The sequence below is a fragment of the Streptomyces sp. 7R007 genome, from assembly GCF_054850255.1.
On sequence record NZ_JBTWMV010000001.1, the window covers coordinates 227,780 to 243,482 of the forward strand.

Below are 15,703 nucleotides of genomic sequence, written 5' to 3' on the forward strand. Positions count from 1 at the left end.
CCCTTCATGAAGCTGGCTACCCTTGCCGTAAACCTAGACACCCTAGGTTTACGTGAAAGGACGACTCCCCCATGAGATCACTCACCGAGCAGGAGATCCGCACCTCGTTCGTCAACTGCTCGAAGGGCGAGGCCAAACGCCTGGCGTTGCCCCGGGATCTCGACGAACGCCCGTGGGCGGACCTGGACTTCCTGGGCTGGCGGGATCCCGGCGCCCCGGACCGCAGTTACCTCGTGGCCGAACGGGAGGGGCGGCTGGTTGGCGTGGCCCTGCGCTTCCCGCCCTCCCAACGCGGCTTCCTGCACCGCAGCATGTGTTCCCTGTGCCTGACCACGCATCCGCGCGGCGGCGTCTCGCTGATGACGGCCCGCAAGGCCGGCCAGGCGGGCCGCGAGGGCAACTCCGTCGGTCTGTACATGTGCGCCGACCTCGCCTGCTCCCTCTACCTGCGCGGCAAGAAGATCCCGGAGAACGGCACCCGTTTCGAGGAGAGCCTCACCCTGGAGGAGCAGATCGCCCGCACCAGGGGCAACCTGTCCGCCTTCCTCGACAAGCTGCGCTGATCCGAACGCCGGCGGCGGCTCGGCCCTGGCGTGAACCAGATCTGCCGCACCCTCCTTTCGGCGCACGGCGTCGGTGCTGCCCGGGATTTCTCGACAACCGCCTCAACGGCCTCGGCGAGGTGGACGTGCGCCTCGACGAGGGCCGGGATGACCTGCGGGTTTCCGGTGAGGGTTCCCCTTCGGGCACCTGGTGGCCGACACGGACAAACCAGGCTGCCTGCGGACGTCTCAGTCCGCGATCATGCATCGGCACGCGTAGGTTCCGGCCATCCGTGGAAGGGGAAAAGGCCGAGGATGCGAGAGGTAGGTGAGCGGACGGTGTCCCTCGTGCGCTCTGTGAAGCGGCACCGGGATCCCGTGGTCGTACAGACGCTGCGGTCGGCGATGGCGGCGTCGGTGGCGTATGTCGTCGCCCTGCGCCTCAGTCCCGAGCCCGCTCCCCTGACGGCGCCGCTGACCGCCCTGCTGGTCGTGCAGGTCACGCTCTACGCCACGCTCACCAACGGCATCCGCCGCGTCAACGCGGTGGTGGCCGGCGTGCTGGTCGCCATCGGCTTCAGCCTGCTGGTCGGTCTGACCTGGTGGAGTCTCGCCCTGCTGATCGTGGCCTCGCTGGCCGTCGGGCATCTGGTGCGGGTCGACGAGTACGTGCCCGAGGTGGCCATCAGCGCGATGCTGGTGCTCGGCGTCACCACCCACGGGGACACGGCCTGGGCGCGGGTGGTGGAGACGCTGATCGGCGCGGTGGTCGGCATGGCCTGCAACCTGCTGCTCGCGCCGCCGGTGTGGGTGGAGGAGGCGGGTGAGTCGATCGAGGGCCTGGCCCGCCGGGTGCGGCAGCTGATGCTGCGGATCGGCGAGGAGGCCGCGGGCCGTACGCCCGTGGAGCGGGCGACCGAGCGGCTGTACGAGGCGCGCCGGCTCGACCACGACATCGTCGAGGTGGACGCGGCCCTGCGGCAGGCGGAGGACAGCCTGCGGCTCAATCCGCGGGTGCGTGAGGGCGTGCTGCACCGGGTGGTGCTGCGGACCGGGCTGGACACGCTGGAGATCTGCACGGTGGTGCTCAGGGTGCTCGCGCGCACCCTGACCGACCTGACGAAGGAGCGCGACCCCGACCCGCTGTTCCCGCCCCAGACCGGCGCCACGCTGGAGCGGTTGCTGTCGGAGATCGCCGACGCGGTGGTCAGCTTCGCGGTCCTGGTGACCACCCACGTCAGCGTGAGCGCCGAGTCGGCCGAGGCGCGGCTGACCGCGGAGCTGCGCCAGGCGGCGGCCACCCGCGACAAACTGGCCCAGCTGCTGCTGGAGGAGATCCAGCGCGACGCCCGCCAGTGGCAGCTGCAGGGCGCCGTGCTGACCGAGGTCAACCGCATCCTGGACGAGCTGGACACCGAGCACCGTTCGCGCCGGCTGCTGGAGGAGCTGGACCGTGCGGCCCGCGAGCAGCGCGAGCGCATGCCGCGGCTCACCCGGGTGCGGGAGGGGCTGCGCCGGAACCGGGCGGCCCTGTCACGTCGTTCCAGGTGACGAAGACGGCACGCGGCACGTCCCCCACGGGGACGCCGCGGCGGCGAGACGAGGGGGCGGGCGGATGACCGACACGGGTGTGCGGATCGACGGGAACACCTTGCGGCTGCCGGGCGGGGTGGCGGTGCGGTTCGTGCGCACCCTGCGCCTGCCCGAGAAGGGCACGCATCCGCTGCCTCCGGGGCTCGGCGAGTTCCCCGTGCGGCGGGTGGCGGACTTCCCGGACACGGTGCCCGCGCAGTGGCGTGCGCGCGGGGGTGTGATGCTGCCGGTGTACCTGCGCGAGGCGATGTGGCTGAGCTTCGGCGGGACGACGGAGCCGGCCGCGTTGCAGGTCGGGGTGGGCAAGGTGTGCGCGGTCTCCGGCACGCCGTGGAGCGACCGCCTGTCCCGCTCACCGCAGAACTATTTGGTGCTGCCGCGCCAGCCGTGGCTGGACGGCATCAACTCCGGCAAGGGCACGGTCCGCCAGTTCGTCGCGGTGCCGCTGGGCCTGGGCGCCACCGTCGAGGGGCAGGTCACCGGCGAGGAGGTCTGGGGCGGCGTACAGCTTCAGTCCTTCCCGCTGAAGGAGCGGCTGCTGGCCGAGTGGCGGGAGCGGGAGCGGCTGCGGGCGGAGCGGCTGCGGGCGATGCCGGCCGGGGCGTACGGCGCGGCGCTGCCGATGGCGGCGCAGGCCGCACCGGCGCCGGGCGGGCGGCCGCGGTCGGCCCCGGCGATGGGCCTGGGCGTCGGCGGGGCGATGCGGCAGGAGGTCTACCGGGACGACCGGCCGCTCGCGGACTGGGCCGGGCAGCCCGCGGGGCGCGTCTTCGTGCATCTGGTCACACCGCCCGAGTGGCGCCGCATCACCGGCGAGGCCCCGCCGCCGTCGCCGGTGGACCGCGCCGCGTACACCCGCGCCGGACTGCCCTGGTACGACTACTACGACCAGGACGCGCGGGACCTGGACCCCACGGACACCCTGGAGGCGGTCAAGCCGGTGGGCGACTGGCTCGGGGACGACCACGAGCCCTGGCAGGAGCCCGCACCCCACCAGGTCAAGCCGCTGAAGGACGCGCCGGGCACGCCGGTGGAGGACGGCGACTGGTGACCGCGCCGCCGGCCGTCGCACGGCACGCGGCGCCCGGTGCCTTTCTTGCATGTGCCGGGCGATCCGCGTCAAGGTGGCTGTGACGACCGGGGCGGCCGATCACTCGAGGTGCGTGCGGACATGGGCAGTGGCAGCTGGAGCAGGCGTCGCTTCGTCGGCGCTCTCGCCGGTACGGCGGCGGTGACGACCCTGCCGTCCCCGGCGGCGCCCAGGACGACGCAGACCGCCGAGGAGGCGCCGGCAGCCCGGCCGGCGCCCCGGACCACGCCGAGCCCCTCCGCCGGGCCCCGCCCCCTCTACCTCGGCACCTACACGTCCGTCGAGGGCGGCGGCAAGGGCATCGGCCTCGCCGCGTACGACCCCACGACCGGCGCCGTCACCGGCACCGGGACCCTCACCGGCGTCCCCGACCCGTCGTATCTCGCCGTCCATCCCGACGGCGGCACCCTGTACGCGGTCGAGGAGCGCACGGAGGGCGCGGTGACCGCCGTACGCCTGAAGGACCGGACCGTCCTCGGCAGCCGGAGCACCGGCGGGGCGGCACCCTGTCATCTGTCCGTGCATCCCAGTGGGCGCTGGCTGCTGAGCGCCGACTACGGCTCGGGCAGCGTCGCCGTGCATCCCATCGGCGCCTCGGGCGCGCTCGGCGAGCGCACCGACCGGGTGACGCACTCCAGTCCGGCGCCGGGTCCGGGCCAACAGGGGCCGCACGCCCACCAGTTCGAGGCCAGTCCGGACGGCGGCCATGTGCTCGCCGTCGACCTCGGCACGGACACCGTCTACAGCTACCGCCTCGACCAGCGCACCGGCCGGCTCACCGAGGTCGCCCGGGCGCGGACCCGGCCGGGGGCGGGACCGCGCCATCTGACCTTTCACCCCGGCGGCCGCTACGCCTACCTCGCCAACGAGGTCGACGACACGGCCGCGGTGTGCCCGTACGACCCGTCCACCGGCCGCCTGACCATCGGGGAGCCGCAGTCCACGGGCTCGGGCCCGGGCACCAACTACCCGGCGCAGTTCGTGGTGACGCCCGACGGCGCGTACGCCTTCCTCGCCAACCGGGGCGACAACACGCTGGCCCGTTACGCGGTGGAGGCGGACGGCGCGCGCCTGCGTCTGCTCGGCACGGTGCCGGTGCACGGGGACTTCCCGCGCCAGATCGCCCTGTCGCCGGACGGGAGGCTGCTGTTCGCGGCGAACCAGAAGTCCGGCACGGTCAGCGTCTTCCACGTGGACCGGGCGAGCGGCGCACTGCGCCTGGCCGGCGAGCCGTTCGCCTCACCCGTCGCCGTCTGTGCGCTGCCGCTGTAGGGCGCGTGGGCAGGAGGCGGCGCCGGCCTGCGTGAGCAGGACGTGGAGGCGCTCGGTGAGCTGGCCGACGTCGTCGGCGGGGGTGTGGAAGGCCAGGCGTACGTCGCCGTGGGCGCGGTTGCGCTCGATGCGCAGTGTCAGTCCGTGCCGGTCCACCGCGAGGGGCTGGACGCGGACCGCGCCGTGCAAGCTGGCGTGGTCGACGAGCCGGGTGAGCCGTTCGACGGCGTCGCCGTGGCAGTCGGCGAGGTGGGTGAGCAGCCGCGCCTCGGCCAGGGCGAGGGGGTCGGGCCGGGCGGCGGCGAACTCGTCGAGGTCGACGACCACCGCGCCGGACGGCTGCCGCAGCACGACACGGGTGGCGTGGAAGGCCAGGTGGTCGTCCTCGGGGGTGAGGAAGCCGGCGAGCCAGACCCGGGCGCGGATGCGCTGGCGCACCGGGACGGGTGCGACGTCGGCGAACTCCAGCACCGCCGACGGCTCTCCGCGTGGCGCGCAGATCGCGGCCGTGCGCAGGGAGCTGTCGTCGGGGACGCGCAGGAGCACCCGCCCGTCCTCGTCCACGGTGTGGGCGCCGACGAACTCCTCGCGGCCGCCCTCCGCGGTCACCGCGCAGGACCACGCGGCGGCGAGGACCGACCGGGCCCGCTCCGCAGCGGCAGGCGCGGCCGTCCAGGCGTGGCTGTCACCCATCCCAAAACCTCCTTAGGTAAGCCTTGCCTAACCTATCGGAGATCGGGGTGCACGCCAACCACCGGCCGCGCTCGACACGCCGAGTTCAGGGCGCGACGACGCCCAGCAGCGCCCGGGCACACAGGTCGCGCACCTGCTCCCGGGAGAGGTCGGAGCGGCGCAGCCACTCCAGGCAGACGGCCGTGGTGAAGGCCAGCCAGCCCCGGACGGCGAGCCGGATCTCGGGCCGCCCCCGCGCGACCGCGCCGAGTTCGGGGTCGGCCTCCAGCGCCGCCACGATCTGCCGCTCCTGCGCGGCCAGCGCCCGCCGGTAGACCCGGCGCACGGCCTGGTCCCCGGCCGCGTCCGCGCGGTGGAAGGCACGGAAGCCGTGCGCGTGGGTGTGCACGTACTCCAGGAACGTGTCCAGTCCGGCGGCGAGTTGCTCGCGCGCCGGGACGCCCGGCACGGGCGCGGTCATCCGCAGCATCCGCTCGCTCTCCCGCTCGACGACCGCGGCGAAGAAGTCCCGCTTGGCCGGGAAGTAGTGGTAGAGCAGTCCGCGGGAGACCCCGGCGATCTCCGCGACCTGTTCGATCCACACGTCGTCGTAGGGGCTCTCGGAGAACAACCGCGCCCCGACCGTGAGCAGTTGTTCGCGGCGCTCCTCGGTGCTGAGCCGGCGGCGCGTGCGCTCGCCCTGGTTCGCGGCCATGTCCGCACTTTACTTGACGCCGGTTCAACAACGGGACCAGACTGAGCGCGCTATTGAATCCACGTCCAACACGCGGACCGTGCCGTGTGCCGAGGGAGATCGCGTCATGGCGGAGACGACGACCCAAGTCCCCCTGCCGAAGGGATTCCGCAGCGCCGAGCAGGGCTGGCCCGAGCTGCACCGCATACCGCACCCGCCGCACCGGCTCCCGCTGCTCGGCGACGTGCTCGGCGCCAGCCGGCGCACCCCGCTGCAGGACTCGCTGCGCTACGCCCGCGAGCTGGGGCCGATCTTCCGGCGCAAGGCGTTCGGCAGGGAGTTCGTGTTCGTGTGGGGCGCCGAGCTCGCCGCCGACCTGGCGGACGAGTCCCGGTTCGCCAAGCACGTGGGGCTCGGTATCGCCAATCTCCGGCCGGTCGTCGGGGACGGCCTGTTCACGGCGTACAACCACGAGCCGAACTGGCAGCTGGCGCACGACGTGCTGGCGCCCGGGTTCAGCCGGGAGGCGATGGCCGGCTACCACCCGATGATGCTGGCCGTGGCGGAACGGCTCACCGACCACTGGGACCGGGAACTGACGGCGGGCCGCGCGGTGGACGTGCCCGGCGACATGACCAAGCTGACCCTGGAGACGATCGCCCGCACCGGGTTCGGGCACGACTTCGGCTCCTTCGAGCGCTCCCGTCCGCACCCCTTCGTCACCGCGATGATCGGCACCCTCACCTACGCCCAGCGCCTCAACACCGTCCCCTCCCCCCGCCTGCTGCGCCGCGCCGCCCGCCGCAACACGGCGGACATCGCCTACCTCGACCACACGGTCGACGAGCTGATCCGGGCCCGGGGCACGGCGAGCGGGGAGGGCGACCTGCTGGACCGCATGCTGGAGACGGCCCACCCTGAGACCGGGGAGCGGCTGTCCCCGCAGAACGTCCGGCGCCAGGTCATCACCTTCCTGGTCGCCGGGCACGAGACGACCTCCGGCGCGCTCTCCTTCGCCCTGCACTACCTCTCCCGCCACCCCGAGATCGCCGCCCGGGCCCGGGCCGAGGTGGACGCCGTCTGGGGCGACCGGGCGGTGCCGGGCTACGAGCAGGTGGCCAAACTGCGCTACGTGCGCCGGGTGCTGGACGAGGCGCTGCGGCTGTGGCCGACGGCGCCGGCCTTCGCCCGGGAGGCGACCGAGGACACGGTGCTGGGCGGCGTCCACCCGATGCGCCGGGGCGCCTGGGCGCTGGTGCTCACGGCGATGCTGCACCGGGATCCGCAGGTGTGGGGCGCGGACGCGGAACGGTTCGACCCGGACCGCTTCGACCCCAGGACCGTACGGTCACGGGCCCCGCACACCTTCAAGCCGTTCGGGACGGGGGCGCGGGCGTGCATCGGGCGGCAGTTCGCGCTGCACGAGGCCACGCTGGTGCTGGGACTGCTGCTGCGCCGCTACGAGTTCCTGCCCGACCCGGACTACCGGCTGCGGGTGACGGAGCGGCTGACGCTGATGCCCGAGGGCCTGCGGCTGCACCTGAGGCGGCGGACGGTCACCGCCCCGGCGACGCCGGCCTCCGCGCCCGAGCAGGCGCCGTCAGAGCCGCGCTGTCCAGTGCACGGGGCGGCCGACTGACTCCGGCAGCCGGGTGCCCACGCTGCCCCGGGCCGCGTCGAGCTGGGGCTGGGTGAGGAAGAAGGCGCCGGTCAGATCGGCGTCCGTGAGGTCGGCGTCACGCAGGTCGGCGCCGATCAGGTCCGCCCCGCGCAGGTCGGCGCCGGTGAGGTCGGCGGCGATCAGGTAGGCACCGCGCAGGCTGGCTCCGCGCAGGTCGGCGCCTTTGAGGCGGGCGCCGATCAGATCGGCTCCGCGGCGGTCCTTCCTGCGGCCGGGGACGCGGGCGCGCACCAGCTCGCTGGTCCTGAGCAGCAGGACGTTGACCTCCTGCCGGTGCGCCGCCACGTCCAGCCCGGCCAGCTCCTCGGCGCTGCGACGGGTGAGCGCCTCGGTCTCGTCCAGGGCGCGGCGCAGATCGGCGTGCACGGGTTGCGCCGGCAGGGCGAGGGCCTCGGTGAGGTACCACAGCAGCTCGTGCAGCTGCCGTACCACCGGGAAGACGTCGAACATCAGCCGGGCATGCGCGCGGGGGCCCGTACGCCAGTCCCGGCCGCCGAAGGTGTGCTGCGAGACCTTCTGTCCGGCGCCGAAGCAGTCGTAGACGGTGCAGCCGGTGAAGCCCCGCTGCCGCAGCCGGGCGTGGATGCCGCAGCGGTGGTCCTCGCCGAGGTTCGGGCAGGGCGTGCCCGCGGGCTTGTCCAGCGCGAAGTCGGCCGAGGCGGCGAAGGGCAGCGCGACGCAGCACAGTCCGAAGCAGTTGCCGCAGTCACCGCGCAGTCCGGCCTGGCCGGTCGTCGCCTCCCCCATGACGCCCACCCTATATCGGCGTCCGGCGCCCGAACTCACCGATGAGTTTCCGGCGCTGTGGGGGTCTCCTCATACAACGGAAAACAACCTCGGCTACCACGGATACGAGCCCATTTCAGGCGGGAGCCAGACGGACCAGGGAGAGAAGACCATGTGCAGCCACCAGCCCCCGTGCCCCACCGCCGACAGTCCCGAGCACCACACCGCCGTGATCGTGTCGGCCCACCCCGAACAGGGCTGGAGCCTGCTGTGCAACGGCACCATCGTCTTCGACGACACCGGTGAACTCCTGCCCGACGGACGGGTCGTCGGCCCGCACCGCACCCTCGGCGTCCTCGCCGTGGCGGCCTGACGCTCACTCCAGCGCGGTGAGGTCGAGGCGGGCGAGGCGCTCGGGGTCGGCCAGGACGTTCAGGGCGACGATCCGGCCGTCGGCGACGGTGAAGCCCAGCACCGCCAGCGGGCGCCCCTCGGGAGCGTTGAGGATGCCGACCTCGCCGTTGACCAGCACCAGCCGCTGGGTCGCGGCGGCCTGGCGGAACATGAGCGCCGACTCGGCCACCCCCTTCGCGCCGCGCAGCACCTTGGACCGGGCCGGGCCGGTGGCCAGCGGACCGGAGTCGGCACGCAGCACCACGTCGGGGTCGAGGACCGCGACCAGCGCCTCGAAGTCCCCGGCCCGGGCCGCGGCCATGAACGCCTCCACGACCTGCCGCTGCCGGCCGAGGTCCGGCTCCGCCGACGGGGTGGCGCCCTGCACCCGGCGCCGGGCGCGGCTGGCCAGCTGCCGGGTCGCCGCCGAACTGCGCTCCACGATCGGGGCGATGTCGTCGAAGGGCACGGCGAACATGTCATGCAGCACGAACGCCAGCCGCTCGGCGGGCTCCAGCGTCTCCAGCACCACCAGCAGCGCCAGCCCCACCGAGTCCGCCTGGAGCACCTCCTGCTCCGGGTCGATCTGCGCCAGGGGCCGGATCACCGGGTCCGGCACGAACGTCTCGTCGATCGGGTCCTCGCGGCGCGCGGCCCGCGCCCGCAGCAGGTCCAGGCAGATACGGCCCACCACGGTGGTCAGCCAGCCGCCCAGGTTCCGGATCTCCTCCGGCTGCGAGCGGCTCAGCCGCAGCCAGGTCTCCTGCACGGCGTCCTCCGCCTCGCTCAGCGAGCCGAGCATGCGGTAGGCCACCGCCCGCAGGTGGCCGCGGTGCTCCTCGAACCGGTCCGCCAGCAGATCCGTCGCGTCCATTCCGCCCCCGTCGCGGTCGCCGTCATCCAGGACAGTGGGACGATCCCATCACACCCTCCCGGGCGGCCGCGCCTCAATAACGTTGCGCCTTGGCCAGCTTCGGGGTCAGGACCGGCTCGGGGGGTTTGCGGCTGACGGCCAGCGGCTGGGCCTTCTCACCGGGCTCTAGGTCCTCCGCGCCGACGAACCGTGTCTCCACGACCTTCTTGGAGGAGTCGAGGAAGTCGACCTGGACGGCGTACGAGGCCTTCTTGTCGGTCTTGTTGGTGATGGTGACGACCACGGCGAGCAGTCCGCCCGTCTGGGCGCGCGGTTTGCCCGTCATGGAGACCTCGGACATGGCGTTGCCCTGTCCCCGGACGTTCTTGAGCTACGTCTCGGCGGCCTTGTTCGCCCGCTCGAGCTCCGCTGACACCGAGGCCTCGAAAGCGGACGCGGCGGCCGAGGCGGAGGCGGCCGCGGAGGCGGCCGACGCCCGGGCGGACGCGACGGCGGAGGCGGCCGCCGACCTCAGGGCGGAGGGCGGGGTGCCCGAGAAGGAGGCCGTGTCGGGAGCCGTGGCACGGGAAGCGGTCGCGGAGCCGGAGCTGTCGCCGTCGGAGCCGCACGACGCCACGGTGAGCGTGCTCGCCATGGCCGCCGCGACGGCCAGGGCCATCGCTCCGGTCCGTCTGCCCGGGTGTGCCGGCGTCGTCCTCACCACCTGCTGTCCTCTCGCCGGGGATGGACGAAATGAACCTTATGCCGGAATATCCGGTCGGGCATGTCGTCGATCCGCGGCGGAACGCGCGCTCACACGTCGTCGCGGGTCAGCGCCAGCAGCCGGTCCAGCACCCGCGGACCGCCCGCCCGCACCCCGTCGTGCTCGAACTCGTCGGTGACCCAGGTGCGCAGGCCGCGGATGGCGCGGGCCGTCTGGAGGGAGTGGCCGGTGTCGACGTACATGTCGTCGTGGTAGACGGCCGCGGCGACCGGGACGGTGTTGGCGGCCAGCCGGGCCGGGTCGTACAGGGGGCGCCAGTCGGTGCGGCGGGCGAGGAGGTCGGCCGTCTCGCGCAGCGGGCGCAGGGCCGGGTCGCAGTCGAACATCCAGGGGTGGACCGACTCTCCGGTGAAGAGCAGGGGCCCGTCGCCCGCGAGCGCCTTGGCCGCGTCGAACTGCGGGAACTCCGCGCGCACCCGCTCGGCCGACCAGGCGGTGGGCCGGTCGTCCTGGGCGTAGGCCGCCTCGTGGACCAGCGCGTAGAGGGGGTGGCCGGCGTACGACAGCAGGCCCTGGACCTCCTCCTGGAAGGCGTCGGAGAGGGCGGGGCCCTGCGGGGTGCGGACGAAGGCGTGCTCCAGGAGGAAGTGCAGGCGGTGGCTGCCCTCGCTGCCGCCGAGGAGGATGCCGAGGGACTGGAAGGCCTCGGCGGTCAGCCGGTAGCCGTTGGGGAGGGTCACCTCGTGGTTCAGGAGGTGGTCGGCGATCCGGCGGGCGCGTTCGACGTCCTGCGGGTAGCGGGCGTAGTGGGCGGCGACCTTGCGCTCGATGCGCGGGTAGGCGGCCCGGTAGACGTCCTCGGCGTGGGCGTCCAGGGAGGGCAGGCCGCCCGTGACGACGGCGGCGGACAGGCCCTCGGGGGCGTGGGAGAGGTAGCTGACGGTGCAGAAGCCGCCGAAGCTCTGGCCGAGGACGGTCCAGGGGGCGCCGTCGGTGACCTGGGCGCGGATCAGCTCGCAGTCGCGGACGATGGAGTCGGCGCGGAAGTGCGTGAGGTAGTCGGCCTGTTCGGCGGGGCCGCCGCGCAGCGGGAGCGTCTGGCGGTTGGCCGGGGTGGAGTGGCCGGTGCCGCGCTGGTCCAGCAGCAGCACCCGGTACTCCTTCAGGGCGCGCCCCAGCCAGGAGGGCTTGCCGATGAAACGGTTCGCCCCGAAGCCCGGGCCGCCCTGGAGGTAGACCAGCCACGGCAGCTTCTGGTGCGCCTTGTCGCTCGCGACGACTTCACGGGCGTAGAGCTCGATCGTCTCGCCCGCGGGGTCGTCGTGGTCGAGGGGCACGGTGAAGCGGCGGTCGGTCAGGACGACACCGGGCTGGCGGTAGATGGCGGTCAACGGGGCTCCAGGGACGGACGGATGGACGGACCGCGTCCCACTTCACCACATGGCCGCCCGCCGGCCGAGCCCGGGATCATGAAATCCGACTGAACGGTCGATCAGCGCGCCGAGAGACTGGACCGGCGCACCACCAGCTCCGGCTGGAGCACCACCCGCCGGTGCTCGTGGCGCTGCGACCTGGACTCCGCCTCCGTCTCCTCCAGCAGCAGCTCGGCGGCCATGGCGCCCATGGTGACGGCGGGCTGGCGTACGGAGGTCAGCGGCACCGCCGCGGCGGCGGCGAACTCGATGTCGTCGTAGCCGACGATGGCGAGGTCGTCGGGGACCGTTATGCCGGCCGCGTACATGGCCTGCAGGACGCCGAGGGCGAGCAGGTCGTTGGCGCAGAAGACGGCGGTGGGGCGGTCGGCCAGGCCCAGCAGCCGGGCGCCGGCGTCGCGGCCGGCGGCCACGTCGAGGCGCTCGGTGGGCAGCTCGCGCAGGCACTCGGGGCCGAGGCCGGCCTCGGCCAGCGCGTTCAGGGCGCCGGTGCGGCGGTCGCGGACCTGGTTGAGGCCGGGCGGGCCGCTGACGTAGGCGATGGAGCGGTGCCCGGCGTCGACCAGGTGGCGCACGGCGAGGGCGCCGCCCGCCACGTCGTCGACGGAGACCGAGCACTCGGTGGTGCCCTCCGCCACCCGGTCGACGAGGACGAAGGGGATGTTGTGCCGCCGGAACGACTCTATGTTGCGCCCCGAGGCGTCGGTGGGCGTCAGCAGCACGCCCCGCACCCGCTGTTCGGCGAAGAGCGAGAGGTACTCCGCCTCCTCGCCCGAGCTCTGGGCGCTGTTGCAGACCATGACGCCGAGCCCGGCCTCGCGCGCGGCGCGCTCGGCGCCGCGCGTGACGTCCACGAAGAAGGGGTTGCCCATGTCGAGGACGAGCAGCCCCATGATCCGGCTGCGGCCCGCGCGCAGCTGGCGCGCGGACTCGCTGCGGACGTAGCCGAGCCGGTCGATCGCGGACAGGACGCGCGCCCGGGTCTCGGTCGCGACCGTGTCCGGACGGTTGATGACGTTCGACACCGTGCCGACGGAGACTCCGGCGGCACGGGCGACGTCCTTGATACCCACCGACTGGGCCATCGGGCAGGGACCTCCTAGAGGATGCGGGAGGACGGGAGGGCCTTCACATTACCGTCATCACCGCGCACAACGGGCCCGCTCAGGCGGGCAGGGAGAAGTCGACGACATGGAGCGCCGAGGGGGTCGTACCGCTGGACTTCTCCTGGTACATGAACGACAGCACGTTGTCGTACGCGATCCGCATCTCGTCGATGACCACCTCGCCGAAGGCGTTGAGGTCCCCGCCGTCGTACAGCAGCGTCCAGTCGGTGTACCCGGAGGACTTCGACGCGCCGGCGATGCGGCCGTAGGGGAAGATCGCGTAGGCGTTGTCGTACTTGTCCAGGACCAGCTTGGTGCGCTGGCTGGAGTTGAGGGCGACCGGGATCTCGGTCTTCTGCCAGGTGCCGGAGGAGTTCTTGCGGACGTGGAAGGCGCGGCCGCTCGCGGTGCGGTCGGCGACGTAGTCCGTGGTGCACTGGCCGAAGCGGCCGGGGACGTAGCTGATGATCGCGTGCGGGAGGCCGGCGGAGTCCGTCCACTGGCTCTCCTGGTTCATCAGGGAGTGGTCGGGGTTGAGGGAGTCGACGACCAGGCCGGCGTCGGTGACGGCGACGGTGTCCGCGGTGCCGGTGGTGGCGACCGGGGTGCCGGCGTCGTTGCGCCAGGTGCGGCCGCGGTCGGTCGAGTAGACGTAGCCGGTGTCGTGGTTGGTGATGCCGCCGCTGCTGCACATCACGGCCGCGTTCTGCTCCCGCCAGGTGAAGAACGCGTGCAGCCTGCCGTTGACGTCGTAGTCGATGCCGTGCAGGTACATGTTGCGGGCGGTGGAGGAGCCGTGCGAGCTGGTGTACGTGCCCGTCGAGCCGGACCACTCCCCCAGCGCCGTCCAGCTCGAACCGTCGTACTCGGCAAGCGCGTTGCGGCCGTTGCCGGAGATGCCGACCCGGTAGCTGAGCTGGAGCCTGCCTTCGGGGGTGGAGACGAACTGCGGGTAGGTGAACTGCGAGGTGAGGGCGAGGCCGTCCAGGGACGTCTGGACGGAGCCGAAGACCGACGACGTCCAGCCGGTCGTCGAGGGGTTGTCCAGCAGGCCGGCGACGGACTTGACGTAGAAGTAACCGTCGCTGTGGGAGTCCATGTTCAGGTGCAGACGGCCGTCGGCCTTGGAGACGCCCATGGAGATGACGTTGTGCGAGTCGCTGGTCTTCAGCACGTGCGAGAGCGTGACGGTGGACCAGTTGCTCGCGCCGAGCGCGCGGCGGGCCACCACCGCGTTGCCGGTCGAGGTGTACCAGGCGGCGTACTGGTGGCCCTTGTAGGTCAACAGGCCGTTCTTCTGGAACGAGTTGTTGTTGACCAGGCCGTCGTAGGAGACGAAGAAGACGGCGCTCGCGTCGAGCAGGGTGGTGCCCTTCTTGCCGACGGACGGGCCGGGGTCGGCGGCCCGTGCCACGCCCGGTGTTGCCACGGCGGTCAGCAGGGCGGACGCCAGGACGGTACGTCTTTTCATGAGCGGCTCCGGGAAGGGGAGGCGGCGCGGGGTCAGGCGAGGTGGAACACTTCGGTGAGCGGTTTCATGGCCTCGTCGGGGCGGGCGCCGTCCAGCGACTCGAAGAACGGCGCCATCTCCGCCTGCCAGCGGGCGTTGACGTCGGTGGCTTCCATGCCGGCCTGGGCGGCGGCGAAGTCCTCGGTCTCCAGGTAGCCGACGAGCAGGCCGTCCTCGCGCAGGAAGAGCGAGTAGTTGTGCCAGCCGGTGGCGGAGAGAGCGTCGAGCATCTCCGGCCACACGGCCGCGTGGCGCTCGCGGTACTCGTCGAGGCGGTCCGCCCGGACCTTCAGCAGGAAGCACACGCGCTGCATCAACAGCCCTTTCAGGAACTAGAAGTTGAACTGGTCGATGTTCTTGGCGTCGAACACGGTCGGCTTGCCGAGGTTGATCACGCCATCCTTGCCGATGGTGTACTCGGTGGAGCCGGCCTTGAAGGTCTCGCCCTCCTTGCCGGTGATCTGACCGGAGGCCAGCGCGACGGCGGTACGGGCGGCGAGGTCGCCGAGCTTCGCCGGGTCCCACAGCTCGAAGGCGTCGACGGTGCCGTTCTTGACGTACTTGCGCATGTCGTTCGGGGTGCCGAGGCCGGTCAGCTTGACCTTGCCCTTGTACTTGGAGCCCGACAGGTACTGGGCGGCGGCCTTGATGCCGACGGTAGTCGGGGAGATGATCCCCTTCAGGTTCGGGTACTGCTGGAGCAGGCCCTGGGTCTGCTGGAAGGACTGCTGGGCGTCGTCGTTGCCGTAGGCGATCTTGACCAGCTTGATGTTCTTGTACTTCGGGTCCTTCAGCTCGTCCTTCATGTACCCGATCCAGGTGTTCTGGTTCGTGGCGGTCTGGGCGGCGGACAGGATCGCGATCTCGCCCTTGTAGCCGATCTGCTGGGCGAGCAGCTGCACCTCGGTGCGGCCGAGGTCCTCGGCGGAGGCCTGCGAGACGAAGGCGTTGCGGCAGTCGGCCTTGGTGTCGGAGTCGTAGGTGACGACCTTGATGCCGTTGCTCATGGCCTGCTTCAGGGCGGTGCACAGGGCGCCCGGGTCCTGCGCGGAGACGGCCATCGCGTTCACCTGCTGCTGGGTGAGCGTGTTGACGTAGGAGACCTGGCCGGAGGTGTCGGTGGCGCTGGAGGGGCCGACCTCCTTGTACTTGCTGCCCAGTTCGGTCAGCGCCTTCTCGCCGCCCTTGTCGGCGGAGGTGAAGTAGGGGTTGTTGACCTGCTTGGGCAGGAAGCCGACGGTCAGCCCCTTCTTCAGCGCGGCGTTCGGGTCCGCCTTCGCGGTCGACTTGGCCGCCGTGTCGTCGCTGCCGGAGTTGTTCTTGGTGGTGCCGCCGCAGGCAGTGAGGGCCAGGGCGAGGGAGGTGCCGGCGGCGAGGGCCGCGCAGGTACGGCGGAGGGAAGACTTGCGCATGA

15 protein-coding genes and 1 pseudogene are annotated in these 15,703 nt (G+C 72.4%); 6 read left to right on the forward strand and 10 right to left on the reverse strand.

What is annotated here, in order from left to right:
* Positions 1-71 precede the first annotated feature (71 nt).
* The 4 genes from ACYF6T_RS01090 (at position 72) to ACYF6T_RS01105 (ending at position 4,497) form a co-directional block, all read left to right on the forward strand.
* Positions 72-563 carry an FBP domain-containing protein gene (locus ACYF6T_RS01090; protein ID WP_461692595.1) on the forward strand — a complete coding sequence of 164 codons (492 nt, stop codon included), beginning with the start codon at positions 72-74 and terminating at the stop codon, positions 561-563.
* 294 nt (positions 564-857) lie between these two features.
* Positions 858-2,093 carry an FUSC family protein gene (locus tag ACYF6T_RS01095; RefSeq protein ID WP_461692597.1) on the forward strand — a complete coding sequence of 412 codons (1,236 nt, stop codon included), beginning with the start codon at positions 858-860 and terminating at the stop codon, positions 2,091-2,093.
* A gap of 64 nt (positions 2,094-2,157) precedes the next feature.
* Positions 2,158-3,186, forward strand: a complete 1,029-nt coding sequence (locus tag ACYF6T_RS01100; protein WP_461692598.1) for a hypothetical protein — start codon at positions 2,158-2,160, stop codon at positions 3,184-3,186.
* A gap of 120 nt (positions 3,187-3,306) precedes the next feature.
* A complete protein-coding gene (locus tag ACYF6T_RS01105; protein ID WP_461692600.1) occupies positions 3,307-4,497 on the forward strand; it encodes a lactonase family protein in 1,191 nt (396 codons plus the stop codon).
* Here the strand turns inward: ACYF6T_RS01105 and ACYF6T_RS01110 are convergent.
* Together ACYF6T_RS01110 and ACYF6T_RS01115 are read right to left on the reverse strand one after the other, a co-directional pair.
* Entirely contained in the window at positions 4,465-5,190 is a 726-nt protein-coding gene (locus ACYF6T_RS01110; protein WP_461692601.1) for a DUF2470 domain-containing protein, read from the reverse strand. The two genes, ACYF6T_RS01105 and ACYF6T_RS01110, sit on opposite strands and share 33 nt — an antisense overlap.
* An 85-nt stretch (positions 5,191-5,275) precedes the next feature.
* On the reverse strand, positions 5,276-5,884 hold the full coding sequence (locus ACYF6T_RS01115) for a TetR/AcrR family transcriptional regulator (RefSeq protein ID WP_461692602.1): 609 nt from the start codon (positions 5,882-5,884) through the stop codon (positions 5,276-5,278).
* A 106-nt stretch (positions 5,885-5,990) separates the two neighbouring features.
* Here ACYF6T_RS01115 and ACYF6T_RS01120 point away from each other — a divergent pair, with 106 nt between their 5' ends.
* Positions 5,991-7,502, forward strand: a complete 1,512-nt coding sequence (locus ACYF6T_RS01120) for a cytochrome P450 (RefSeq protein ID WP_461692603.1) — start codon at positions 5,991-5,993, stop codon at positions 7,500-7,502.
* On the opposite strand, the gene ACYF6T_RS01125 is transcribed toward ACYF6T_RS01120, so the two are convergent.
* Positions 7,464-8,291 carry a pentapeptide repeat-containing protein gene (locus tag ACYF6T_RS01125; protein ID WP_461692604.1) on the reverse strand — a complete coding sequence of 276 codons (828 nt, stop codon included), beginning with the start codon at positions 8,289-8,291 and terminating at the stop codon, positions 7,464-7,466. The two genes, ACYF6T_RS01120 and ACYF6T_RS01125, sit on opposite strands and share 39 nt — an antisense overlap.
* Positions 8,292-8,442: 151 nt before the next feature.
* Between ACYF6T_RS01125 and ACYF6T_RS01130 the strand changes: the two genes are divergently transcribed.
* A complete protein-coding gene (locus tag ACYF6T_RS01130; RefSeq protein WP_461692605.1) occupies positions 8,443-8,643 on the forward strand; it encodes a DUF5999 family protein in 201 nt (66 codons plus the stop codon).
* 3 nt (positions 8,644-8,646) lie between these two features.
* Here ACYF6T_RS01130 and sigJ read toward each other — a convergent pair whose 3' ends face one another.
* From sigJ to rhaS, 7 genes and pseudogenes are all read right to left on the reverse strand, one after another.
* Complete coding sequence (gene sigJ / locus ACYF6T_RS01135) at positions 8,647-9,537, reverse strand: RNA polymerase sigma factor SigJ (RefSeq protein WP_461692606.1); 891 nt, start codon at positions 9,535-9,537, stop codon at positions 8,647-8,649.
* A 73-nt stretch (positions 9,538-9,610) separates the two neighbouring features.
* Positions 9,611-10,195, reverse strand: a pseudogene (locus ACYF6T_RS01140) (hypothetical protein).
* A gap of 134 nt (positions 10,196-10,329) precedes the next feature.
* Positions 10,330-11,631 carry an alpha/beta fold hydrolase gene (locus ACYF6T_RS01145; protein ID WP_461692607.1) on the reverse strand — a complete coding sequence of 434 codons (1,302 nt, stop codon included), beginning with the start codon at positions 11,629-11,631 and terminating at the stop codon, positions 10,330-10,332.
* A gap of 101 nt (positions 11,632-11,732) precedes the next feature.
* On the reverse strand, positions 11,733-12,758 hold the full coding sequence (locus ACYF6T_RS01150; protein WP_461692609.1) for a LacI family DNA-binding transcriptional regulator: 1,026 nt from the start codon (positions 12,756-12,758) through the stop codon (positions 11,733-11,735).
* 79 nt (positions 12,759-12,837) lie between these two features.
* Positions 12,838-14,250 (reverse strand): BNR repeat-containing protein, encoded by a 1,413-nt coding sequence (locus ACYF6T_RS01155; protein WP_461692610.1) that lies wholly within the window; start codon positions 14,248-14,250, stop codon positions 12,838-12,840.
* Between the two features lie 32 nt (positions 14,251-14,282).
* The gene (locus ACYF6T_RS01160; protein WP_371542834.1) at positions 14,283-14,603 is read right to left on the reverse strand and encodes an L-rhamnose mutarotase; all 321 of its coding nucleotides are present in this window, start codon (positions 14,601-14,603) and stop codon (positions 14,283-14,285) included.
* An 18-nt stretch (positions 14,604-14,621) separates the two neighbouring features.
* A complete protein-coding gene (gene rhaS, locus ACYF6T_RS01165) occupies positions 14,622-15,701 on the reverse strand; it encodes a rhamnose ABC transporter substrate-binding protein (RefSeq protein ID WP_461692613.1) in 1,080 nt (359 codons plus the stop codon).
* Positions 15,702-15,703 lie beyond the last annotated feature (2 nt).

Bases quoted from the DNA above. Each gene is read 5' to 3' on its own strand.
- ACYF6T_RS01090 (WP_461692595.1), top strand. From the start codon at position 72: ATGAGATCACTCACCGAGCAGGAGATCCGCACCTCGTTCGTCAACTGC.
- ACYF6T_RS01100 (WP_461692598.1), top strand. From the start codon at position 2,158: ATGACCGACACGGGTGTGCGGATCGACGGGAACACCTTGCGGCTGCCG.
- rhaS (WP_461692613.1), bottom strand. From the start codon at position 15,701: ATGCGCAAGTCTTCCCTCCGCCGTACCTGCGCGGCCCTCGCCGCCGGC.
- ACYF6T_RS01105 (WP_461692600.1), top strand. From the start codon at position 3,307: ATGGGCAGTGGCAGCTGGAGCAGGCGTCGCTTCGTCGGCGCTCTCGCC.
- ACYF6T_RS01155 (WP_461692610.1), bottom strand. From the start codon at position 14,250: ATGAAAAGACGTACCGTCCTGGCGTCCGCCCTGCTGACCGCCGTGGCA.
- ACYF6T_RS01130 (WP_461692605.1), top strand. From the start codon at position 8,443: ATGTGCAGCCACCAGCCCCCGTGCCCCACCGCCGACAGTCCCGAGCAC.
- ACYF6T_RS01110 (WP_461692601.1), bottom strand. From the start codon at position 5,190: ATGGGTGACAGCCACGCCTGGACGGCCGCGCCTGCCGCTGCGGAGCGG.
- ACYF6T_RS01125 (WP_461692604.1), bottom strand. From the start codon at position 8,291: ATGGGGGAGGCGACGACCGGCCAGGCCGGACTGCGCGGTGACTGCGGC.
- ACYF6T_RS01095 (WP_461692597.1), top strand. From the start codon at position 858: ATGCGAGAGGTAGGTGAGCGGACGGTGTCCCTCGTGCGCTCTGTGAAG.
- sigJ (WP_461692606.1), bottom strand. From the start codon at position 9,537: ATGGACGCGACGGATCTGCTGGCGGACCGGTTCGAGGAGCACCGCGGC.
- ACYF6T_RS01120 (WP_461692603.1), top strand. From the start codon at position 5,991: ATGGCGGAGACGACGACCCAAGTCCCCCTGCCGAAGGGATTCCGCAGC.
- ACYF6T_RS01160 (WP_371542834.1), bottom strand. From the start codon at position 14,603: ATGCAGCGCGTGTGCTTCCTGCTGAAGGTCCGGGCGGACCGCCTCGAC.
- ACYF6T_RS01115 (WP_461692602.1), bottom strand. From the start codon at position 5,884: ATGGCCGCGAACCAGGGCGAGCGCACGCGCCGCCGGCTCAGCACCGAG.
- ACYF6T_RS01150 (WP_461692609.1), bottom strand. From the start codon at position 12,758: ATGGCCCAGTCGGTGGGTATCAAGGACGTCGCCCGTGCCGCCGGAGTC.